We start from the raw sequence: 21464 nt of genomic DNA, 5'->3' as shown, positions 1-21464 counted from the left end.
TTCTGGTTCACCAACTGGGTGTCCGGACACTTCTGCTGCGAGTGAGGTTGTGGGAATATTGGGTCATGACCCGGACTGCCCTGGACTTCGATGAGAACTGGTTCGACGACGCAGAGTACGCACGCCTGCGCAGACGCATGCCGATCCCCTATGTCAACGCCATCCCTGTGCGGGTGGGCGAGACGGGCAATGTCGAGCGCATCGGCCTGCTGCTGCGCAGCCTCGAGGACGGGACCCTCGGACGGGAGGTCGTGGGCGGGCGGATCCGCTTCCACGAGACAATCCGCACCGCGCTGATGCGTCATGCCGAGAATGACCTCGGCCCGATGGCGCTGCCGGTCATCCCTCCGGCGATCTCGCCGTTCCACATCGCCGAGTACTTCCCCACCGAAGGCTCGTCCCTGCTCCACGACCCGAGGCAGCATGCGATCTCCATGTGCTTCATCCTCGAGGTCCGCGGCGAGTGCACCCCGCGCGCCGATGCGCTCAGCCTCGACTGGCTGACTCCCGAGGAGACTCTGCGTCCCGATATCGTCGGCGAGCTCTGCTACGGCCAGGACCATATCCTGCGTATCGCCTTGGCTCATCTGGGCTTCCGCGTCTGAGGTCCAGACTCGTTCAGGTGAGATGAAGGTTCTCACCGAACACGCATTTCTACCTCCCGTAGAAGTCTGTTGGTAGACTGAAGGCGGCGCAGACGATACCGCCAGTCGGGGCCGTCGTCTGCGTCTGGGTTGGACAGGCCCCGATCGAGAGGTGCGAGATGTCTGCTCAATCCAGTTCGTCCGAATCCGGCCTGAACCTCGAACTCGGCGTCCTCGTCGGCTTCGACGGCTCCGAACTCGCTGCCCAGGCTGTCCGTTACGGCGTGATCGAGGCCGAACGCCGCAGAACCGTTCTCACCGCCGTCACCGCCTATGAGCTGCCGACGATGATCTACCCGAATATGGCCTCCATCCCCAGCGAACCCGAGGATGACAAGGCGAAGAAGAACGCAGAGAAGACTCTCGCCGAGGCGGTCGAACTTCTGCGCGAACACCCCGGTGAGAAGTCCTTCCGCACGGTGCCCGGCAACTCTGCCGGTGCGCTCGTCACGCTCAGTGCCAACGCCGAGGTCGTCATCGTCGGTGCCCGCGGCCGCGGCGGTTTCATGGGCCGCGTCCTCGGATCCGTGTCCACGGCTCTGCCGGCTCACGCGAACTGCCCGACGATCGTCGTCCCCGAACGGTCGCCCTCGGAACCCGGCGCCGAGGGTCCGGTGGTCGTCGCCGTCGACGGCTCGGACGCCGGTCGGGTCGCCATGTTCACGGCTGCCGCTGAGGCGGCTGTGCGAGGGGCGGACCTCGAGCTCGTCGCGGTGTTGCCGGCCGGTGAGGAATGGCTGTACTGGTACCCGGACCTCGAACTCAGCTCCGAGGTCACCGCACGTCGTCAGAAACAGCTGACCGACGGGCTGGAGAAGGAGGCCGAAACGCTGGCCGAGCAGTTCCCGGATCTGACGGTGACCACCTCGGTGCCGGTCGGCGACCCCACCGAGACCCTCGTCGAGATCAGCTCGCGTGCGCAGCTGACGGTGATGGGCACCCGCGGGCGCGGACGGATCCGCAGCGCTCTGCTGGGATCCGTCTCGCGCGGAGTCCTCAACCACGCCGAGGGCCCGGTCATGGTGGTTCCGAGCTGATCAGCGGCCGGCACCGCGTTCGTCTCCATTGAGCGGTCGCCCCCGCGCTCCTCTGTTGTACAGTGGTGGCTACGACAGGGGAGCGCCGTCAGGGGCGCTGAGAGTGCAGAAGAAGCTGCAGACCCTCGAACCTGATGCGGTTAGCACCGCCGAAGGAAGTCGAGACTCTTCACCCCTCCTTGCATGAGGAGGCACAATGCCGAAAACCACCACGCCGAAGACCACCTCCGCGCGCGCCTTCACCTCGGCGCCGAAGTCCAAACAGTGGCGGGTGGTCGACTACGTCACCACCGCCGTGCTCGGCATCGCCGTCGGGCTCGTGTTCTGGGTGTTGGCTCTGAGCTGGAAGGTCCTCGAACTCGCGTTCCAGGCGTTCCCACCCTCGATCGGCCTCATCGCCGGCCTCTGGGTGCTCGCGGGACCGCTGGCCGCAGCCATCATCCGCAAACCCGGTGCCGCCCTCCTGTGCGAGCTCATCGCCGCCATCGTCGAAGCCGTCCTGGGTTCCCACTTCGGAGCGACCGTGCTGCTGTCGGGCCTGCTGCAGGGCCTCGGGGCCGAGCTCGTCTTCGCCGCCTTCGGCTACAGACGCTTCACCCTGTGGGTCACCGCGGCCTCGGGAATGCTCGCGGCCGCGTTCATGGCCGTGAGCGAGAACATCATGTACAACGCCGAATGGCAGTTCGGCTTCCAGGCGATCTATGCCGTCTGCGCGATCGTCTCTGGTCTCGTCATCTCCGGAATCGGCGCGTGGTTCGCCTACCGGGCGATCGCGGCCACCGGAGCGCTGAGCTCCTTCGCCTCCGGCCGTCTGCGCTGATGGCTCTGCCGATCACCGCATGCGGGTATTCGTGGACGCACGCCGACCGTGACGAACCGGCCGTCGGTCCGCTCGATCTGCAGATCGCCGCCGGCGAGAGGGTGCTGCTGCTCGGCGCCTCCGGGGCAGGGAAATCGACGTTCCTCCACGCCGTCGCCGGAGTCCTTCCCGAGGAATCCGGTGAGCCTGCAGGTGAACTCCTCGTCGGCGGCGAGGCGCCGGATCCTCGCCGAGGCAGCACCGGGCTGGTCCTTCAGGATCCCGATTCGCAGGTGATCTTCTCCCGCATCGGCGACGATGTGGCGTTCGGAATGGAGAACCTCGGGCTCCCGGCAGAGGTCGTCGAGGCCCGGATCCCCTCCTCCCTGCGGGCGCTGGGACTCGATCTGCCGCCGGAGCATCCGAGCGCGGCCCTCTCAGGTGGGCAGAAGCAGCGGCTGGCGCTGGCCGGAATCCATGCGATGGCTCCGGATGTCATCGTCCTCGACGAGCCCACCGCCAATATCGATCCCGCCTCGGCGACCGAGGTCCGTGACGCCGTGCTCACCGTGCAGGCTGAGACCACGGCGACCATGCTCGTCGTCGAACACCGGGTGGAGCTGTGGATCGATCATGTCGATCAGGTCATCGTGCTCGGCCGCGACGGCATCGTCGCCCAAGGCCCGCCCGGACAGCTGTTCACCGATCCGGAGCTGACCGACACGCTCATCGACTGCGGCATCTGGATGCCGCAGGACTCCCCCGCCCCGCGCCGAGGCGGCCTCTCGGCTCCTCCGCCCCCGCGGTCGGCGGCACACCAAGTGGGGCCCCTGTCTGGCAGTCCGATTGAGGGCGGCCGCTCGGGCCGCCTCGGCGAGGTTCTGCTGCGCACCGATCAGCTCAGTGCTGCTCGTCCGCGCATGCGCACCCCCGCCGCGTCGGACCTGAGCCTGAGCCTGCGGTCCGGTCAGGCGCTGGGACTCGTCGGAGCGAACGGGGCCGGCAAGTCGACCACGGCTCTGACCTTGGCAGGGCTGCTGCCCGAGTTCTCCGGGCAGGTCCTCGCCGAGGCGGCGCTGCGGGAAGGTGCCAAGCGGACCCGTCCGTTCGCCTGGCCCTCGAAGCAGTTGGCGGCGCGCATCGGCATGGTCTTCCAGGAACCGGCACACCAGTTCCTCACTTCGAGCGTGGCGGCCGAACTCGAACTGGGTCCGCGGCTGGCCGGGTGGTCGGCCGCGGAGGCGCAGGCAAGGGTGGCGGAACTGCTCGGGGGTCTCGGTCTCACCAGGTTGGCGCACGCGCATCCGCAGAGCCTGTCCGGCGGTGAGAAGCGTCGCTTGTCAGTGGCGGCGATGTTGGCTCCCCGACCACGAGTGCTCATCGTCGATGAACCGACGTTCGGTCAGGATGCCCTGACGTGGGCGGGGCTGGTGGAGATGTTCCGCGATGCCTTGGACTACGGATCCGCTGTAGTCGCTGTCAGTCATGATCATTCGTTCCTTGAAGCCATCGGCGCCGATCTCCTCGAACTCGGAGACCGCAGCAGTGCAGAACGAGTCGCCGACTGCCAACCGGATGACCGTGTCAGTGCCGGTGATCGCAGTGAGTGAGAGTCTCGATCAGCGCACTCGCCCCTCCCCCGAGGTTTCCGTGCAGGATCCGGGCCAGCTCATCCCCGTCGTGCGCTCCACTGCTGTGGCTCGGTGCAATCCGCTGACGAAGATCGGGGTGGCCCTCATCCTCATGTTCGGCACACTGCTGAGCATCGATCTGGTCTCTGCCGGAGTCGTGCTGCTCGCGTCATTGCTGGCTCTGCCGGCCACGGGCCTCGATCTGGCGGCCGCAGCCAGGAGGCTGTGGTTCCTCCCGGCGGGTGCTCTGCTCGCCGCTTGGGGCACTGCTCTGCTGGCTGAGAAGACTGGGGATGTGGTCGTCGAATTCGGTCCGCTCCTGTTCACCACCGGCTCCCTTTCCGCGGCGGCGGCGATCTTCGTCCGTGCTCTGGCTCTGGCGATTCCGCTCATCGTGCTCGCGTCGACGATCGATCCGCGCGATCTGGCCGATGCCCTCGTTCAGCATCTGCGTCTGCCCGAGGTCGTCGTGGTCTCGGTCCTGGCGGCGTCGCGTCTGCTCGGGCTGCTGGTCAGTGAGTGGCAGGTCCTGTCGATGGCCAGGCGGGCGAGAGGTGTCGCCGGTGGTTCGCTGGTCCGGCGTACGAACAGTCTCTTCAGCGGTGTGTTCGTCCTCCTCGTCGTCTCGATCCGGCGGGCGACCACCCTGGCGATGGCGATGGAGGGGCGGTCTTTCGGACGACCGGGACGCACGTGGCGCAGGCGCTCGACGTTCGGATTCCGTGATCTCGTGGTTGTGGTGTCGGCTGTGTCCGTGTGCGTGTTCGCGATCGGTGCGGCTCACCTGTTCGGAGTCTGGAACCCGATCATAGGCTGAGACGAAGCGGGATTGTCGGAGATGTTCCGCTTCCGGACGATCAGAGCTGCATGAGAAAGTCCTTGCCGAAGGCTCGCCACTCCTCAAGGGCTTCGGGGCTGGGCAGCTTCGACGTGGTGAGGACGAAGAGTGTCTTGCCCTCGGATTTCGCCTCGGCGGCGGCTTCGACCTTGATCCCGCCCTCGAGGTTCGCTCTCCAGAAGGAGCGCTTCGCCGTCTCGGAGGTGCGGGGATCACCGTCGAGAGCCACCTCGTTGAGGGTGTCGTCGATCAGGGAGGCGAACTCTTCGATGAGTTCGGAACGGTCCCCTGCGATGGTGCGGGACACGGCAACGTCGAAAGTGCCGTCTGCGCGTTGGCCGGGCACACGTCTGCCGATCTCCTGCTCATAGGCGATGACCGCGCCTTGGACCCACCAGCCGTGCTTGTCGACGACGCCCTCGAACTGCGGGTAGAGAGCATCGGCGAGCTCCTTATGGCTCGCCGATGCCCCGCCCGCGTCTTCGAGGCGCCCCCGCGTCGTGGCCCACGGTTCGCCGAACGCCTTCTCAATGGACTCGATGTTCGCTGCTCTGGTCGCCATGGCTGAAGTCTATTAGCTCAGTCGACCAGGGGTGAAGGGTCTGGAGACGGATCAGTCGATCTTCAGCTCGCCCATCTCGTCCCAGCCTTCGCCGTCGATCTTGCGGGAGATGATCTTCGGGGTCGAGACCAGGTGCGGACGCATGGCCTCGAGGCCCGCGGCGAAGTGATCACTGTTGACGTGCGGCTCGGCACCGTCATCGGTGAATGCCTCGACGAGGACGAACTCATTCGGGTTCTCCAGGCTCTTCGACCATTCGAAGAAGAGGTTGCCGGGTTCGGAGCGGGTCGCCTCGGTGAAGGCGCGCACAGCCTCGGGGAACTGCTCGACGCTTTCGGGCTTCACGTCATACTTCACGACGATGAAGATCATGGTGGATTCTCCTCAGCTGATCGGTTTCAGGGTTCGGTGCCAGCTTAGTTCGGACGCTCCTGCGATTCGAGCCGCTCACAGCCTTTCGGCGATGAGGACCAGGAAGTCGCTGTCGGAGTCGAAGGGGCGGAGTTCCCAAGTCGAGAACTTCTGCTCGACGAACATACCCGTGGCCTTGACGTCGTCGATGAACTCGCCGAAGTCGTAGCCGCGCCCGGCACCGAAGCCGGCAACGAAGCGGCCGCCGTGTTTGAGTGTTGATTTGATGTTGCCCAGGGTCTGCCGACGGGAGGCGGGGTCAAGGAAAGACAGGACGTTTCCGGCGCAGAAGGCCACGTCGATCTCGTTGATCCCGGCACCGGCGAAGTCGAAGTCGGCGAGGTCGCCGGTGTGCCATTCACCACTGGGGAAGTCCTCCTCGGCGACGGAGATGAGGAATTCGTCGAGGTCGACGCCGTAGACCGTATGCCCTTCGTCGATGAGCAGTCCGCCGGCCCGGCCGGTTCCGCAGCCGGCATCGAGGATGCGAGAGCCTCGCGGGGCCATGGCATTGACGAACCGCGCCTCACCGCCGATGTCGTGACCGGCGGCGGCGAGATCACGCCACCGCTGCGCATAATTCGCGGAATGGTCGGGATTGGCCCTGCGTACTCTGTTCCACTGATGGTCGAAGCTCATGATCTCATCCTAGGCCGAGATTCGCTGCAGACGAGCCTGCGTTCACGCGAAGACTTCGGCGACCACCTCAGCGACGGCCCCGACCGGGTCGCTGGGGTCAGGGGAGGTCAGGACGATGATCTCTCGGCCACCCGCCTCGGCGACGGAATGGAGGTCGATGTCGGGTCCGCCCAAGGACATCATGATCGGCGTCGCCAAGGTCAGCCCCAGCCCGGTTCCGGCGAGCGCCAGCGCGACCGCGGTGTCGGTGACGATGTGCGTCTCCTTCGCGTTGATCCCCAGCGCCGACGTGGCCAAGCGCATCGCGCGACCGAAGAGCTCCTCAGCCGGTGGGAGGATCCAGTCGGCCTCGGCGAGCTCAGCCGCGGTCGGGCGGGGTCGACCGGCGGGCACGACGATGCCGAAGTCCTCCGCGGCAACGGCCTCCCAGCGCAGCCCCCGCATCGGCGGCAGCGGTACGGCTGGGTAGTTGATTCCGATGCCGAGGTCGATGACACCGTCGATGACGGCCGCGGACATCGTCTCGACGTCGATCTCGCGCGCCCGAACCTCGATGTCCGGGTGTCGCTTCTTCAGTTCGGTCACCACCTGCGGCAGCGCCGTCGTCGAGGCCGAGCCGAAGACGCCGAGGGTGACGATGGCTTCGCTGCGGAAGTCGCGGCCGAGCATCGCCATCTCCGCCTGCTGCTGAGCGGCGAGGATGTTGCGGGCCCGAGGCAGCAGTGTGCGTCCGGCCTCGGCGAGGACGAGTCCGCGACCGCGCCGCAGGAACAAGTCGGAGCCGACGACCTTGCGCAAGGCGGTGATGTGCTGGGACACGGCGCCGACGCTGTAGCCGAGGTGGTCGGCCGCCCTTGTCATGGAGCCGAGTTCGGCCACGGTGACGAAGGTGCGCAGCTGTCCGAGCGTCCAGGTCATGAAGGCATCGTAGCTGTTTTTAGGAGTTCTAAACAGACCTTTCACAAACTCTCCCTTGTCCTTAACTGTGAGGGCCACCACAATGGAGACAGGTCACAGTTCGCCGACACCGCTGTCGGCATGTTCCGCAGCTGTGAGGGTCGAGGACGTCCCTTGCAGCAGCAGAAAGTGAGGTGCTTCATGGAAACCCCGTCAACCCCGAGCACTGCCGAAGACACGTTCCCCACCACCGCCTCCGTCGTCATCATCGGCGCCGGCGTCATGGGTGCGTCCATCGCCTTTCACCTGGCCGAGCGCGGCATCGAGGACATCGTCATCGTCGAACGCGACACCCCCGGCTCCGGCTCGACGTCGAAGGCCGCCGGCGGTGTGCGCTGCCAGTTCTCCGATGAGGTCAACATCGCCCTGGCCGCCCGCGGACTCGAGGTGCTCTCAACCTTCGAGGCCGACTTCGGCATCGACATCGGCCTCGTCCGCAACGGCTACCTCTTCCTCCTCGACTCGACCGAATCCGCCGAGGCATTCGCCGCCAATGTGGCTCTGCAGCAGCGGATGGGGCTTGATTCGCGGATGCTCACCGTCGCCGAGGTGGCCGAACTCGCCCCGCACGTGAATACCGAAGGCCTCGTGGCCGGAGCCTTCAACCCCGGTGACGGTCACTGCACCCCCGAGGCGGTCGTGTCCGGGTACATCAGCGCCGCCCGCAAGCGCGGCGTGCGGGTGCTCAAGTCCTGCGAGGTCACCGGGTTCGGGGTCACCGGCGACACTGACTCCCCCTCTGGGAGCGGGGATGACACAGGACCCAGGGCCACCTCGGTGATCACCAGCCGCGGCACCATCGCCTGTGAACAAGTCGTGGCCGCCGCCGGGGCGTGGTCCGGACTCATCGGCGAGCTGGCCGGAGTCGACCTGCCGGTCAGGCCTTTGAGGCGAGAGATCATGGTCTCCGAACCCGTCGACTTCGACACGTCGCAGATGCCCTTCACGATCGACTTCTCCACCGGCTACTACGTCCACCCCGAAGGCTCCGGACTGCTCTTCGGCTGCCCCGACGAGGCAGACGACTGGTCCTTCAACGACAAACGCGACCCGAACTGGCTGGCCACCCTGGCCGAACACATCGAGGCGCGCACCCCGGAACTCGGCGATGTCGAGGCAAAGCGCGGCTGGGCCGGACTGTACGAGATGACGCCTGATCACAATGCGCTCATCGGCGAGGCAGAAGAACTTCCCGGATTCTTCTACGCCTGCGGGTTCTCCGGGCACGGCTTCCTCATGGGTCCGGCAGTCGGCGAGGTCGTCGCCGACCTCATGACCGGCCGCGAGCCGTTCGTCGACGTGAGCACGATGGACAAACGCCGCTTCGCGACCACCGGTCTTCGCAAGGAACTCAACGTGGTCTGACCAGCACGCAATCACCCTCGCCCACCCGACCTCCCCAGATCACCACCGAACGGCTGAACAGCCAATCGACGCAGCAGTCGACGAAAGGATCACCATGACCGCACTGCCCACCGACCAGACCATCACCGAACTCCTCACCGCGGGACTGAACGCCTGCGGGGTGGACACATCCGTGGTTGAGGGGTCGGCCGCCTCGGCGAGCTTGCCTGCCCGCTCCCCCATCACCGGTCAGGACCTCGGCACGATCGCCGCGGACACGGCGGATACTGCCTCGGCGAAGATCGCTGCCGCTCAACAGGCGTTCGAGGCCTGGCGGGACGTGCCCGCTCCCGTGCGCGGCCAGCTGGTACAGCGGTGGGGACAGCTGCTCGGCGAGCACAAGGAGGATCTGGCGAAGATCATCACCGTCGAAGCCGGCAAGACTCCCTCGGAAGCGGCCGGTGAAGTGCAGGAGATGATCGACATCTGCGAATTCGCGCTCGGTCAGTCCCGGCAGCTGTGGGGCAAGACCATGCCCAGCGAACGCCCCGGTCACCGGCTCATGGAGACGTGGCATCCCCTCGGCGTCGTCGGGGTGATCTCGGCGTTCAACTTCCCCGTGGCCGTGTATTCCTGGAACACCGCCCTGGCCTTGGTCGCCGGTGATGCGGTGGTGTGGAAGCCGTCGGAGAACGCCGTGCTCGCCGCGCTCGGGGCACAATCACTGCTGGCCCGTGCCGCCGCCGAGGTGGGTGCCCCGGAGAACCTCGCACCCGTCCTCATCGGCGGTCGCGACATCGGCGATGTCATGGTCCGGGATGAACGAGTGGCATTGGTCTCGGCGACCGGGTCGGGGCGGATGGGGCGCGAGGTCGGGCCGGTCGTGGCCGAGCGATTCGGCAAGATCCTGCTCGAGCTCGGCGGCAACAATGCCGCGATCGTAGCCCCGAGTGCGGACATCGATCTGGCCCTACGCGGAGTGGTCTTCGCCGCCGCCGGCACCGCCGGTCAGCGCTGCACGACTCTGCGACGGCTCATTGTGCATGAGTCCATCGCCGATGACTTCGTCGATCGCATCGTCGCGGCATATAAGACGTTGAGCATCGGGTCCCCGACCGATGACGAGGTGCTAGTGGGACCGCTCATCAACGAGGGATCGTATGAGGCGATGCAGTCGGCGCTCAAGCAGGCCGAAGCCGAGGGCGGCGAGGTCCTCTGCGGCGGCGGCCGGGTGCTGGCCGACGAACGCCCGGACGCTCACTATGTCGAACCGGCCGTGGTGCGCATGCCCGGACAGACGGCGGTGATGAAGGATGAGACCTTCGCCCCGATCCTCTACGTCGTGACCTATTCGGACCTCGACGAGGCACTCGAGATCCACAACGGGGTGCCGCAGGGTCTGTCCTCGGCGATCTTCACCTCCGAGCTGGCCGAATCGGAACGGTTCCTGTCCAGGTCAGACTGCGGCATCGCCAACGTCAACATCGGCACCTCGGGCGCGGAGATCGGCGGCGCGTTCGGCGGTGAGAAGGAGACCGGCGGCGGACGCGAGTCGGGTTCGGATTCGTGGAAAGCCTATATGCGACCGGCAACGAACACGATCAACTACTCCGGCGAGCTTCCTCTGGCCCAGGGCGTCGAATTCCTCTGACCGCCCCTGGCCGTTTCGGCCCGGTTCACCCACTACGCTCACTGCGACCCGGCCGCTCCTGCGGCTCGAGGCGACTCCGCCAGCCACCTACCGCGTCGTTCAAGGGTTCGCTCGAATACCGAACCGTCTACGACGACATTTTCGAGCGAACCCTTGATCGAGCGGGTCGCGCGGGAGGAGACAAGGTAGTTTGGGCGTATGAGTGAGAATCCGCTGCTGCCCGCCGCCTACGACATCGTCTGGTCGGGCGTGGTCCTGTTGATGATCGCCCTGCTCGTCTGGACGCTCATCAGCATCGCCAGATCAGGCATGGAGGCCCCCGCAAAGCTCGCGTGGGTGATCATCGTCTTCCTTCTCCCTCTCATCGGGCCGATCTGTTGGCTTGCAGCACGACCAAAGAAGGAAAACAGCGGCCTCAGCTGAGGTGCTCTGCTCTCACCACGCCACGGTGACCTGCTCAGCGCTGTTCGGAGACGACCTGCTCCGCTGAGGAGTCCAGACGCCTGTCCTCGGACGACGACCGTCTTCTGTGATCGCGGAGGACGAAAGCGAGGCAGAGCAGCGAGAAGACGGGAAAGACGATGAGCGTGAGGATCCAAGGGCCGCCTGACTGGAGGTCCTCGACCCCTATGGGCACAACGGTCGCAAAAGCAATCCCCACACTGAACGCCAAGATGATGTCTCTCATGCCCGGCACCCTACGTTCCAAGACAGCCGGGCACAAGACTCCTTGCTCGCACGCCAGTTCTCCGCGCAGGCAGCACGATGAGCCGCCATCCGGAGCGACCCTCCTCTCAGGTAACGCGAAACTCGAAATTCGCGCCGCCGGCGACGACTTTTTCGAGATTCGCGTGACCTGAGGCCAGTGGCCGCCCGAGGCCGGCCACTGCCCGAGACGACTCGCGCCTGAGTGGGTTTCCGCCTGAGTGGGTTTCCGCCCGAGCCGGTGCACCGTCCGAGGCCGGCCACTGCCTGAGCCGGATCGTTGCAGAACGTCGGCTGCGGCAGTCGAAGAGTCCGCAAATTCGGGTGCGGATGCAGCGGAGCTGCGGCCAGGGACTAAAATCGATACGAACCCTGCGCATCGCCTGAGGAGGCCCCTGTGATTGAGCTGAAGACGCCTGCCGAGATCGACAAGATGGCGGTGACCGGCCGTTTCGTCGCCAAGACCTTGGCCGAGCTGACCTCGATCGCAGAGCCGGGCATGGACATCATGCACCTGGAGAAGACCGCCAGGAAGCTCATCGAGGATGGCGGCGCGAAGTCCTGCTACTGGGACTACGCTCCGTCCTTCGGTTCGGGCCCCTTCCGCAACGTCATCTGCCTCTCAGTCAATGACGGAGTCCTCCACGGCAAACCGCACAGTTATGTGATGAAAGACGGCGACCTGCTCACCCTCGACTTCGCCGTGTCCATCGACGGCTGGGTCGCCGACGCCGCCCGCTCCGTCGTCGTCGGCGACGGAAGCGACGAGGACCAGCGACTCATCGACTCCACCTGGGCCGGGCTGGAAGCCGGCACCGACGCCGCTCAGGCGGGCAACCGCCTCGGCGACATCTCGAAGGCCATCGGTGACGTCGCCGACGCTCAGCGGATCCCGGTCAATCTCGACTTCGGCGGGCACGGACTCGGGCACACGATGCACGAGGATCCGCACGTGCCCAACCGCGGCAAGGGTGGTCGCGGGCTCGTCCTCAAGCCGGGCCTGACCCTGGCCATAGAGCCCTGGTGGTCGTTCACCTCGAAGAAGCTCACCGTCGACAAGGACGGTTGGACCCTGCGTCTGGCCGACGGTTCGAACGGCGCGCATTCGGAGAACACGATCGCCATCACCGAGGATGGTCCCCGAGTCCTCACCGCGCTCGACTGAGCTGGCTGCCGCACAGCTGTCATTGGGCGTCCGACGAACAGATCGTCGGGCGCCCTCTGCCTTCGCGGCTGCTCCCCTTCCCCGTGTGATGCATCGGCCGAGTCGTTCAGACCGGGGACGACTGTGATCGGCCCTCTGTGTCAGCGGCTCGTGCCAGAATTGCGGTATGTCTTTCACGTGCTCCGAATGCGGCTATTCGACGGTCAAATGGTTGGGACGCTGCCCCGAATGCCAGGCCTGGGGCACCCTTGAGGAAAAGGGTGCCAATTCGTCGAAGGTGAAGACGAAGGTCAAGAAGTCCAGCGGAGCGAAGCCGATCAGCGAGATCGACTCGACGCTGGCACAGGCGAGATCGACGTTCGTCCCCGAATTCGATCGGGTGCTCGGCGGTGGTATCGTGCCCGGCGCCGTCGTTCTGCTCTCCGGCGAACCCGGTGTCGGCAAGTCGACTCTGCTGCTCGACGTCGCTGCGAAGATCGCCATGTTCGGGGTCAAGGTCCTCTACGTCACCGGTGAGGAATCCGCCGGCCAGGTCAGACTGCGCGCAGAACGGATCAACGCCCTGGCCGACTCCTTGCTGCTCGCTGCCGAAACCGATCTGGGTTCGGTGCTGGGAATGATCGAAGCCGAACAGCCCGAGCTGCTCGTCGTCGACTCGATTCAGACTCTGGCCTCCTCCGAAGTCGAAGGCATCCCCGGGGGAGTCACCCAGGTCCGGGAAGTCGCCTCTGCTCTCATCAGAGAGGCCAAGGCCAGGTCCCTTCCCACTGTGCTCGTAGGCCACATCACGAAGGACGGCACAATCGCCGGTCCCCGACTGCTCGAACATCTCGTCGATGTCGTCTGCACCTTCGAAGGAGAACGGCATTCGCGACTGCGAATGCTGCGAGCGGTGAAGAACCGCTTCGGTCCCACCGATGACGTGGGGTGCTTCGACATGGAGGAGAACGGGATCAAGAGCCTCGAGGATCCCTCGGGTCTGTTCCTCTCCCGCAGCGGCGCGAATCCGTCCGGCACCTGCCTGACTGTGACGCAGGAAGGCAAGCGCCCGCTTCTCGTCGAAGTCCAATCACTGATCACCGAGTCCGCCGGCGGGCAGTCCCGCCGGTCTGTCTCGGGAGTCGATTCGTCCCGAGTGGCGATGATGTTGGCAGTGCTCAGCCAGAACGTCACTCAGGCGAACCTGGCCAAGAGCGATGTCTTCACGGCCACGGTCGGCGGAGCGAAGCTGTCGGAACCGGCCAGCGATCTGGCGATCTGCATGTCCCTGGCCTCGGCGCTGCTCAGCAAACCGCTGGCCCGTCACCTCGTCGCAATCGGCGAGGTCAGCCTGTCCGGAGAGATCCGCAACGTCCCCAACCTCGGACAACGACTCAACGAAGCCAAACGCTTAGGGATCACTCATGCCGTCGTGGCCAAGGGTGCGATGACCAATGTGGCGGCGCCGGAGACGATGGAGATCAAGGAGTGCGAACATATCGCCGGAGCGGTCGAACTGATGCTGACGAACGAGGGGCTGCGGGATCCGAAATGAGAATTCTCGGGACTTTCCCACGCTTTTGGAGCATCCTGGTGTCATGACCACGACAGTTTTTCCGGCCTTCCGGACCACGGATGCACAAGCGACGATCGAACTGCTGGTCACGCTCGGATTCACCGAACGGCTGATGGTGCGCAACGAGCAGGATCCGGCACTCGTCGATCATGCCGAATTCGCGCTCGGCGACACCGGCGGAATCATGGTCGGCTCGGTCCGCAGCGACGGATCAGCACTCGACGCAGTGGGCGGCAGTTCGATCTATGTCGTCGTCGACACGGAACGTGAAGTCGATCGGCTCTACCAGGAGATCGTCGACCTGGGTCACGCGATCGTCCGACCGGTGGCGACTCAAGAACACGGCGGCCGCGAATTCGACTTCCGCGACCACGACGGAAACTCCTGGGGAGTCGGCTCCTACCGCGGAGCCTGAGGCCCGTCCGATCAGTCCTGCGGTTCCTCTGACTTCTCCTCATCCGAGGAAGCCTTCTCGCCGGACTCCTCCTCCGAGTTCTTCTCGTCTTCGGCTTTCTTCTTCTCCTCCGCGGCCTTCTTCTCCTTCGCCTTGGTGGCGGCGTCTTTTTCGAGTGTGAACGTCGTCGGTTCGCTCTTCTTGTCCTCGAGCTTCACAATCAGGTCATAGTCGCCGGGAGCGAAGTCCTCATCGCTGCGATTGCAGTTCTTGTCGACCTTGGTCCGGTTCCACTTGAGCTTCGCGGTCTTCTCCGACTGCGGTGCGAACTCAGTTGAGGCCTCCGCATTCTCATCTTTCGCGGCCGCACAGTACTTCGACGACCACACGACGTCGCCGTCCTTCTCGACGATGAACTCCTGCTTCTCAGTGCCGACTTCGATGAGGCAGGTGGCGGTGTGGTCGTTCTCGATGACCATGCCGAATTCGGGTTCTTTTCCGTCCTTCACGGATTTCGGATCGACCTTCGCCTTCAGCGAGACCTTGCCCTCAGGGCATTTTCCGCTCGCTGCCTTCTTATCCGGCACTGGTGCCGTCGTCGTCGATTCAGCCGGTGTCGTCTCCTCGACGGCGGTCTTGTCTGGTTCATCGCTGCGGCCGCCGATCGCTTTGACGATACCGACGATTCCGAGCACAAGCAGTCCCAGGACGAGGAGGCTCGCCACGCCCAGAGTGATGCGGCGTCTGCGGTACACGTGAGCAGGCAGCTTCCCGCTAGACTGGCGAGGCTGCCCGGCAGCTCTGTTCGGCTGCGAACCACGATTGGAAGGAGTCATCTTTTTGAGCCTAGGCAATTGCGAATGAGCATCCAAATGACACACCGAGTCGGTCCCGAATCGAAATCTTCCGCGTCTTCCACCGACTTTCCCGCCGTGACGGAATCGCTGCTCAGACGAGTTCAGGACACGATCATCGCCTGGTTCGAAGAGGCAGCCCGCGACCTGCCGTGGCGGCATCCGAACACGAGTGCCTGGGCGATCCTCGTCAGTGAGATCATGTCTCAACAGACCCCGGTCGCCAGAGTAGAACCACGTTGGCGCGCCTGGATGGACGAGTGGCCGACACCGGCCGACCTGGCTGCCGCACCCACCGCCGAAGTCCTCCACGCCTGGGGCCGCCTGGGCTACCCGCGCCGAGCTCTCCGACTGCAGGAAGCCGCCGCCGTGATCGCCGACGAATTGGACAACCAGGTTCCTGAGACGACCGCAGAACTCGAACGCCTGCCGGGAATCGGTTCCTACACCGCCGCCGCGGTCTCCTCCTTTGCCTTCGGCCGAAAGACCACCGTCCTGGACACGAACGTGCGGAGGGTCCTCATCCGCCTCTTCGCAGGCCGGGAACGCCCCGCCGCCTCACCTGGACGGCAGGAGACCGCCTGGGCTTCCGACCTCGTGCCCGAACACAGGCACGTGGAGTGGAACGCCGGAGTGATGGAATTCGGGGCCCTCGTCTGCACGGCACGAAATCCTGACTGCCCTGCCTGCCCGCTGCAGGACATCTGCACATGGAACCAGATGGGCAGACCCGCCTCGGCGACGAAGCGGAAGACTCAGAAGTGGGCGGGAACGGATCGACAGCTGCGCGGCGCGATCATGGACGTTCTCAAGGCCGCACACGCCGCCGGAGACGACCACAACGGTGTCAGCACCGACGTCTTCACCACCACGGTGACCGACTTCGATCCCGCGCTCGTCGACTCAATGGCAGAATCGACCTCCGCAGCGGTGGCACGAGTACGTGAGCTCAGTGCCGACCAGGACAGGATCTCTCGCCTCATCACCGATCTCGTCGCCGACGGTCTGGCTCAACAGGTCGACGGGCGTTTGGCTCTGCCGAACCGCTGAGGCACAGTGCCGGCGACAGCTCGCCGGAGGCTCAAGGCAGCGGATGAAGCCGAAATCAGAGTCAGAGGTATTTGATCATCCGTGAGTTGCCCAGGGTGTTCGGTTTGACCCGCGCTAAGTCGAGGAATTCTGCGACACCTTCGTCGGTGGAGTGCAGCAGCTCGATATAGACCTCAGGCGAGACCGGGATGCCCTTGATCGGCTCGAAGCCGAGGGAACCGAAGAATCCGGTCTCGAAGGTCAGGCAGAACACCCGGTCGACTCCGATCTCACGGGCATCGGCGAGCAGCTGATTGATGATCGCTCTGCCGACTCCCCTGCCCCTGTAGTCCGGTGAAGTGGCGACCGTGCGCGCCTCGGCGAGGTCCGCCCAGATGACATGCAGGGCACCGCAGCCGGCGAGGATCTCGGAACCGTCGGGTTGCGGGTCGACGACCAGCCAGAACTCCTGGAGTGATTCGAAGTACGTCACCGTGTCCTTGGCGAGCAGGATCCGCTCATCGGCCAGCGGGGCAACCAGGGCCTCGATGCCTTTGACATCGCCGGTCCTCGCCCGTCGCAGATACAGACCGCCGGGAAGTTCATGCTTGGAGTGGTGGTCCCCGGAGATCCGTCCATGATCGAAGTCGACTGCGTGTGAGCTCATACGGACATTCAACACCATCACCGGACGCGGGCACGAAAAAGCCCGAGGAGCCGACTCCCGCCGACTCCCCGGACTCTTCGATGTCATCCGAGGATCTGATGAACGATCAGGCCGAGGACTCCGAAGATCCGGACGACCCCGCACCGGCGAGTTCCCCGTCGTCATCCTCAGCGGGCTTCAGGCTCTCGGTTTCGATGCCCTCGAAGGTGAACTCAGTGTCCTTACCTTCGCCCTTGACGTCGACCTTGATGGTCTCGCCGCGGCCGATCTCCTTGAACAGGATCTTCTCCGACAGAGTGTCTTCGATCTCGAGCTGGATGGTCCGACGCAGAGGTCGGGCACCCAGGACCGGATCGTAGCCGCGCTCGGCCAGCAGATCCTTCGCCTCAGCGGTGACGTCGACCTTCATGCCCTGATCGGCCAGACGGACGTCGAGACGCTCGAGGAAGAGATCGACGATCTTGATGATCTCGACCATGCTCAGCTGCGGGAACACGATCGTGTCATCGACACGGTTGAGGAACTCGGGACGGAAGTGCTGCTTGAGCTCTTCGTTGACCCGCTGCTTCATCCGGTCGTAGTTGGTCTTCGTGTCACCCTCGACCTGGAATCCGAGCTGGAGTCCACTCGAGATATCACGCGTACCGAGGTTGGTCGTCATGATGATGATGGTGTTCTTGAAGTCCACCTCACGACCCTGCGAGTCGGTCAGGCGACCGTCTTCGAGGATCTGCAGCAGCGAGTTGAAGATGTCCGAGTGGGCCTTCTCCACCTCGTCGAAGAGGACGACCGAGAACGGTTTGCGACGGACCTTCTCCGTGAGCTGACCGCCCTCTTCGTAGCCGACGTATCCCGGAGGCGAACCGAACAGTCGTGAAACTGTGTGCTTCTCCGAGTACTCCGACATGTCGAGGCTGATGAGCGAATCCTCGTCGCCGAAGAGGAACTCCGAGAGCGCCTTGGCCAGCTCGGTCTTGCCGACACCGGTGGGGCCGGCGAAGATGAACGAACCGGAGGGACGCTTCGGATCCTTCAACCCGGCGCGGGTACGACGGATCGCCCGCGAGATCGCCTTGACCGCATCGTCCTGACCGATGACGCGCTTGTGCAGCTCGTCTTCCATCCGCAGCAGACGCGAGGACTCTTCCTCGGTCAGCTTGAAGATCGGAATGCCGGTGGCAGAGGCGAGCACTTCGGCGATGAGATCGGCGTCGACGACCTTCGAGGTGTCGGTGCCGGACTTGCGCCAGGCCTCGGTCTGCTCTTCCTTCTCCTTGACCAGCTGCATCTCGGAGTCACGCTCCGAGGCTGCCAGTTCGAAGTCCTGAGCATCGATCGCGGCTTCCTTGCGGTGGCGGGCCTCGAGGATCTTCTCCTCCAGGTCGCGCACTTCCTGCGGCACCGACAGACGCGAGATGCGCAGCTTGGCACCGGCTTCGTCGATGAGGTCGATCGCCTTGTCCGGCAGGTACCGGTCGTTGATGTAGCGATCGGACATGTTCACGGCGGCAGCCAGAGCACCATCGGTGACAGTGACCTTGTGGTGCGCTTCATACTTGTCGCGCAGACCCTTGAGGATCTCGATCGAATGCGCCAGCGACGGTTCGGGAACCTGAATCGGCTGGAACCGGCGCTCGAGAGCAGCGTCCTTCTCGATGTGCTTGCGGTACTCATCCAGAGTGGTCGCACCGATGGTCTGCAGCTCTCCGCGAGCCAGCATGGGCTTGAGGATCGAAGCGGCATCGATCGCGCCTTCGGCGGCTCCGGCACCCACCAGGGTGTGGATCTCGTCGATGAAGAGGATGATGTCGCCGCGAGTGCGGATCTCCTTGAGCACCTTCTTCAGACGCTCTTCGAAGTCACCACGGTAGCGGGAACCTGCGACCAGCGAACCGAGGTCGAGGGTGTAGAGCTGCTTGTCAGCGAGGATCTCGGGGACTTCGCCGTTGACGATGGCCTGCGCGAGTCCTTCGACGACGGCGGTCTTGCCGACACCGGGTTCGCCGATGAGAACCGGGTTGTTCTTGGTGCGGCGCGAGAGGATCTGCATCACGCGCTGCATCTGCTCGTGACGGCCGATGACCGGGTCGAGCTCGGCTTCGCGGGCCGCCGCGGTCAGGTTGGTGCCGAACTGGTCGAGCACGAGCGATCCCGAGGGAGTTCCCTCTTCGCGGCCGCCAGCGGACACGGGTTCCTTGCCCTGGTAGCCGGACAGCAGCTTGATGACTTCCTGGCGGACGCGTCCGAGGTCCGCGCCGAGCTTGACGAGCACCTGCGCGGCAACGCCTTCGCCCTCACGGATGAGGCCGAGCAGAATGTGCTCGGTGCCGATGTAGCTGTGTCCCAGCTGCAGTGCTTCCCGGAGGCTCAGCTCGAGGACCTTCTTCGCCCGCGGGGTGAAGGGAATGTGGCCGCTCGGAGCCTGCTGGCCCTGACCGATGATCTCCTGGACCTGGTCGCGCACCTGCTCGAGGGAGATGTCCATGCCCTCGAGAGCCTTCGCTGCCAGACCTTCACCCTCGTGGATGAGGCCGAGCAGAATGTGCTCGGTGCCGATGTAGTTGTGTTTGAGAAGTTTCGCTTCTTCCTGCGCGAGCACCACTACGCGTCGTGCTCGGTCGGTGAACCGCTCGAACATATTCATCCTCCTCGGTCTTCTTATTCTTCTGAGCCTAACCACCTTGGGCGCGGTTCTATTGCAGGTTTCGCCATGAGCCGAAAGGGTTCGGCTCATGGCGAAATTTCATTGTCATCGAGGATTCGGCGTCGGCTGGACCGGCAATGACGGCCTCACTACTTCACCGAACACTAAACTCGAGACGTGAACGCAGAACCGTGATCGTCGAACTCAGAAAGGCTGCAGCCATGTCCACCGATCGATCGAACATCCGCGAGTTGGCCCGGTCTCACGGTCTCGACATCGATGCCGATTCCATCGTCGTCAACGAACTCGGCCTCGATTTCCAGGTCGCCATAGCCGAGGCGGCAGACGGCCGGTCCTGGGTCCTTCGGATACCTCGCCGCTCCGATGTCACCGCCCGGGCCGGCGTCGAGGGCCGTTTCCTGACTGCCATCGCACCGCTGCTGAGCATCGCAGTCCCGGATTGGCAGATCCACTCAGAGAGTCTCATCGCCTACCCGCTGCTGCCGGGAAGCCCTGGACTGACGATCGATGACGATGGAGCGCCGCGATGGCATTTCGATGTCGAGTCCCCCGAATACGCGGACTCACTCGGTTCCGTCCTCGCCGAACTGCACACAGTCGATCCGACCGCCGTTCGCGATTCGGGGATCCCGGAGTCCTCCCCCACCGAGGTTCGACAGCGCAAGCGTGAGGACATCGATCGTGTCATCTCCGAGTTCGAGGTGGCGCCGAGCCTGCGCGAGCGATGGGCTGCTTGGCTCGACGACGACAGCTTCTGGCCGACTTTCACAACCGTGACTCACGGCGAGGTCTATCCGGCTCACCAGCTGATGGACGGGCCGGTCACTGTGGGTCTGCTCGACTGGACGACCGCGTCCATCGGCGATCCGGCAAAGGACTTCATGTTCCACTACGCCAGCGTCTCAGCTTCGGCATTCGGGGCCACGACAGCGCGATACGTGGCCGAAGGTGGTCGTATCTGGCCGCGGTTCGCCGAGCACTGCGGCGAGCTCTATTCGACTTCTCCCGTCGAGTTGGGGCTGTTCGCATTGCAGACGGAAGAACCCGAGCATATGGAAGCGGCACGAGCTCAATTGAATCCGACAGTCTGAACCGTCTTCATTATCCGCCGAATCGGCAGATGGCTTTCCTCGAACACAGTTCAGGCTCCCTTGATTCGTCACTCACATCATCGAATCATTTGCACGCATCATTTCCCGAATGCTCTCTGTCTGGCAATTCCCTGTGATGTCCCACCACTGATGGTTCTGCCGCAGAACTGGATGCCGGGTAATGGAAATGCCGAGACCGCATATAGAAAGCCTGAGGGGTCAGCGATCCAATTCGCTGACCCCTCAGGCCTGTTTGGAAGATTTCGGCCTTCGAATGAGCCTCTTACTTCTCCGCTGCTTCGTAAGCTTCGACGATCTCCAGCGGGATCCGTCCACGATCACCGAGCTGGTATCCGTTGTTCTGCGCCCATTCGCGGATCTTCGCAGTATCCCGCTTGGGACCCGACGAGCCGGCACGGCGGCCACGGCCACCGGTGTTGGCTACACGACGTGCTTTGGCGATGAATGGGGCGAACGTCTCGCGGAGTTTTTCCGCATTCTCTGTTGAGAGCTCGAGTTCGTACGTGGCCTGGTCGAGGCTGAAGCGAACGGTTTCCGCGGCTTCGCTTCCGTCGAAATCATCCGTGAGAACGAGGCGCATTTCCCTTGCCATGTTTGCTCTTTTCATAATCAGAGGATTTTGTCGTTGTCATCTTAACATCCGTTTCCGGATTATCGTCGACTTCGCTAACTTCAATCTCTGAATAGTATTTATCAACCTGTTCGCGTTCATTGCGATCCGCGCGGACGATATTCCGGAAGACATACCAGAACAGCAATCCCACACAGATCGACGGGAGAAGCGCTTTGAGGATATCCATCATCG

General features: G+C 64.2%; 23 protein-coding genes and 1 riboswitch. Of the genes, 13 read left to right on the top strand and 10 right to left on the bottom strand.

Annotation, left to right across the window (positions count from 1 at the left end):
- Positions 1-65 precede the first annotated feature (65 nt).
- The 5 genes from EB835_RS12065 to EB835_RS12045 all read left to right on the top strand — a co-directional run bounded on the left by EB835_RS12065 (position 66) and on the right by EB835_RS12045 (position 4928).
- Positions 66-605: a DUF4916 domain-containing protein gene (locus EB835_RS12065; RefSeq protein ID WP_135809714.1), complete on the top strand. Its 540-nt coding sequence runs from the start codon at positions 66-68 to the stop codon at positions 603-605.
- 158 nt (positions 606-763) lie between these two features.
- A complete protein-coding gene (locus tag EB835_RS12060) occupies positions 764-1681 on the top strand; it encodes a universal stress protein (RefSeq protein WP_135809713.1) in 918 nt (305 codons plus the stop codon).
- 66 nt (positions 1682-1747) lie between these two features.
- Positions 1748-1856, top strand: a riboswitch (TPP riboswitch).
- A gap of 21 nt (positions 1857-1877) precedes the next feature.
- On the top strand, positions 1878-2501 hold the full coding sequence (locus tag EB835_RS12055; RefSeq protein ID WP_135809712.1) for an ECF transporter S component: 624 nt from the start codon (positions 1878-1880) through the stop codon (positions 2499-2501).
- Positions 2501-4090: an ABC transporter ATP-binding protein gene (locus EB835_RS12050; protein WP_135809711.1), complete on the top strand. Its 1590-nt coding sequence runs from the start codon at positions 2501-2503 to the stop codon at positions 4088-4090. Before EB835_RS12055 ends, EB835_RS12050 begins: the two co-directional genes overlap by 1 nt.
- Positions 4083-4928 (top strand): energy-coupling factor transporter transmembrane component T family protein, encoded by an 846-nt coding sequence (locus EB835_RS12045; RefSeq protein WP_240688713.1) that lies wholly within the window; start codon positions 4083-4085, stop codon positions 4926-4928. The genes EB835_RS12050 and EB835_RS12045 overlap by 8 nt, the downstream gene beginning before the upstream one ends.
- A 40-nt stretch (positions 4929-4968) precedes the next feature.
- Here the strand turns inward: EB835_RS12045 and EB835_RS12040 are convergent, their stop codons facing one another.
- From EB835_RS12040 to EB835_RS12025, 4 genes are all read right to left on the bottom strand, one after another.
- Positions 4969-5511, bottom strand: a complete 543-nt coding sequence (locus EB835_RS12040; protein WP_135809709.1) for a hypothetical protein — start codon at positions 5509-5511, stop codon at positions 4969-4971.
- Positions 5512-5562: 51 nt separating this feature from the next.
- Positions 5563-5883: a putative quinol monooxygenase gene (locus EB835_RS12035; RefSeq protein ID WP_135809708.1), complete on the bottom strand. Its 321-nt coding sequence runs from the start codon at positions 5881-5883 to the stop codon at positions 5563-5565.
- A gap of 75 nt (positions 5884-5958) precedes the next feature.
- Complete coding sequence (locus tag EB835_RS12030) at positions 5959-6561, bottom strand: class I SAM-dependent methyltransferase (RefSeq protein WP_135809707.1); 603 nt, start codon at positions 6559-6561, stop codon at positions 5959-5961.
- Positions 6562-6603: 42 nt separating this feature from the next.
- On the bottom strand, positions 6604-7479 hold the full coding sequence (locus EB835_RS12025; RefSeq protein WP_135809706.1) for a LysR family transcriptional regulator: 876 nt from the start codon (positions 7477-7479) through the stop codon (positions 6604-6606).
- Between the two features lie 180 nt (positions 7480-7659).
- Between EB835_RS12025 and EB835_RS12020 the strand changes: the two genes are divergently transcribed.
- The 3 genes from EB835_RS12020 (at position 7660) to EB835_RS12010 (ending at position 10936) form a co-directional block, all read left to right on the top strand.
- The gene (locus tag EB835_RS12020) at positions 7660-8883 is read left to right on the top strand and encodes an NAD(P)/FAD-dependent oxidoreductase (RefSeq protein ID WP_135809705.1); all 1224 of its coding nucleotides are present in this window, start codon (positions 7660-7662) and stop codon (positions 8881-8883) included.
- Between the two features lie 94 nt (positions 8884-8977).
- Positions 8978-10513: an L-piperidine-6-carboxylate dehydrogenase gene (locus EB835_RS12015; RefSeq protein WP_205749931.1), complete on the top strand. Its 1536-nt coding sequence runs from the start codon at positions 8978-8980 to the stop codon at positions 10511-10513.
- 198 nt (positions 10514-10711) lie between these two features.
- Positions 10712-10936 carry a PLD nuclease N-terminal domain-containing protein gene (locus tag EB835_RS12010; RefSeq protein WP_135809703.1) on the top strand — a complete coding sequence of 75 codons (225 nt, stop codon included), beginning with the start codon at positions 10712-10714 and terminating at the stop codon, positions 10934-10936.
- Between the two features lie 34 nt (positions 10937-10970).
- On the opposite strand, the gene EB835_RS12005 is transcribed toward EB835_RS12010, so the two are convergent.
- Positions 10971-11201, bottom strand: coding sequence for a hypothetical protein (locus EB835_RS12005; RefSeq protein WP_135809702.1), 231 nt, complete (start codon positions 11199-11201; stop codon positions 10971-10973).
- 414 nt (positions 11202-11615) lie between these two features.
- On the opposite strand from EB835_RS12005, the gene map reads away from it, so the two are divergent.
- The 3 genes from map (at position 11616) to EB835_RS11990 (ending at position 14353) form a co-directional block, all read left to right on the top strand.
- Positions 11616-12383: a type I methionyl aminopeptidase gene (map, locus tag EB835_RS12000; protein WP_135809701.1), complete on the top strand. Its 768-nt coding sequence runs from the start codon at positions 11616-11618 to the stop codon at positions 12381-12383.
- A 166-nt stretch (positions 12384-12549) separates the two neighbouring features.
- Positions 12550-13917 carry a DNA repair protein RadA gene (radA, locus tag EB835_RS11995; RefSeq protein WP_135809700.1) on the top strand — a complete coding sequence of 456 codons (1368 nt, stop codon included), beginning with the start codon at positions 12550-12552 and terminating at the stop codon, positions 13915-13917.
- A gap of 43 nt (positions 13918-13960) precedes the next feature.
- Complete coding sequence (locus EB835_RS11990) at positions 13961-14353, top strand: VOC family protein (protein ID WP_135809699.1); 393 nt, start codon at positions 13961-13963, stop codon at positions 14351-14353.
- An 11-nt stretch (positions 14354-14364) separates the two neighbouring features.
- On the opposite strand, the gene EB835_RS11985 is transcribed toward EB835_RS11990, so the two are convergent.
- The gene (locus EB835_RS11985) at positions 14365-15168 is read right to left on the bottom strand and encodes a hypothetical protein (RefSeq protein ID WP_240688712.1); all 804 of its coding nucleotides are present in this window, start codon (positions 15166-15168) and stop codon (positions 14365-14367) included.
- A gap of 36 nt (positions 15169-15204) precedes the next feature.
- Between EB835_RS11985 and EB835_RS11980 the strand changes: the two genes are divergently transcribed.
- Positions 15205-16236 carry an HhH-GPD family protein gene (locus tag EB835_RS11980; RefSeq protein ID WP_135809698.1) on the top strand — a complete coding sequence of 344 codons (1032 nt, stop codon included), beginning with the start codon at positions 15205-15207 and terminating at the stop codon, positions 16234-16236.
- 61 nt (positions 16237-16297) lie between these two features.
- On the opposite strand, the gene EB835_RS11975 is transcribed toward EB835_RS11980, so the two are convergent.
- Both EB835_RS11975 and EB835_RS11970 read right to left on the bottom strand, forming a co-directional pair.
- Entirely contained in the window at positions 16298-16882 is a 585-nt protein-coding gene (locus EB835_RS11975) for an amino-acid N-acetyltransferase (protein WP_135809697.1), read from the bottom strand.
- 106 nt (positions 16883-16988) lie between these two features.
- Complete coding sequence (locus EB835_RS11970; protein WP_135809696.1) at positions 16989-19520, bottom strand: ATP-dependent Clp protease ATP-binding subunit; 2532 nt, start codon at positions 19518-19520, stop codon at positions 16989-16991.
- Between the two features lie 227 nt (positions 19521-19747).
- Between EB835_RS11970 and EB835_RS11965 the strand changes: the two genes are divergently transcribed.
- Positions 19748-20638: a macrolide 2'-phosphotransferase gene (locus tag EB835_RS11965; protein WP_135809695.1), complete on the top strand. Its 891-nt coding sequence runs from the start codon at positions 19748-19750 to the stop codon at positions 20636-20638.
- Positions 20639-20921: 283 nt separating this feature from the next.
- Here the strand turns inward: EB835_RS11965 and EB835_RS11960 are convergent, their stop codons facing one another.
- Positions 20922-21251 carry a histone-like nucleoid-structuring protein Lsr2 gene (locus tag EB835_RS11960; protein WP_039206464.1) on the bottom strand — a complete coding sequence of 110 codons (330 nt, stop codon included), beginning with the start codon at positions 21249-21251 and terminating at the stop codon, positions 20922-20924.
- The gene (locus EB835_RS11955) at positions 21217-21462 is read right to left on the bottom strand and encodes a hypothetical protein (protein ID WP_135809694.1); all 246 of its coding nucleotides are present in this window, start codon (positions 21460-21462) and stop codon (positions 21217-21219) included. The genes EB835_RS11960 and EB835_RS11955 overlap by 35 nt, the downstream gene beginning before the upstream one ends.
- Positions 21463-21464 lie beyond the last annotated feature (2 nt).

Source organism: Brevibacterium sp. S22, assembly GCF_004745485.1.
GTDB lineage: Bacteria > Actinomycetota > Actinomycetes > Actinomycetales > Brevibacteriaceae > Brevibacterium.
This window is presented reverse-complemented; position numbering and strand designations above follow the sequence as displayed.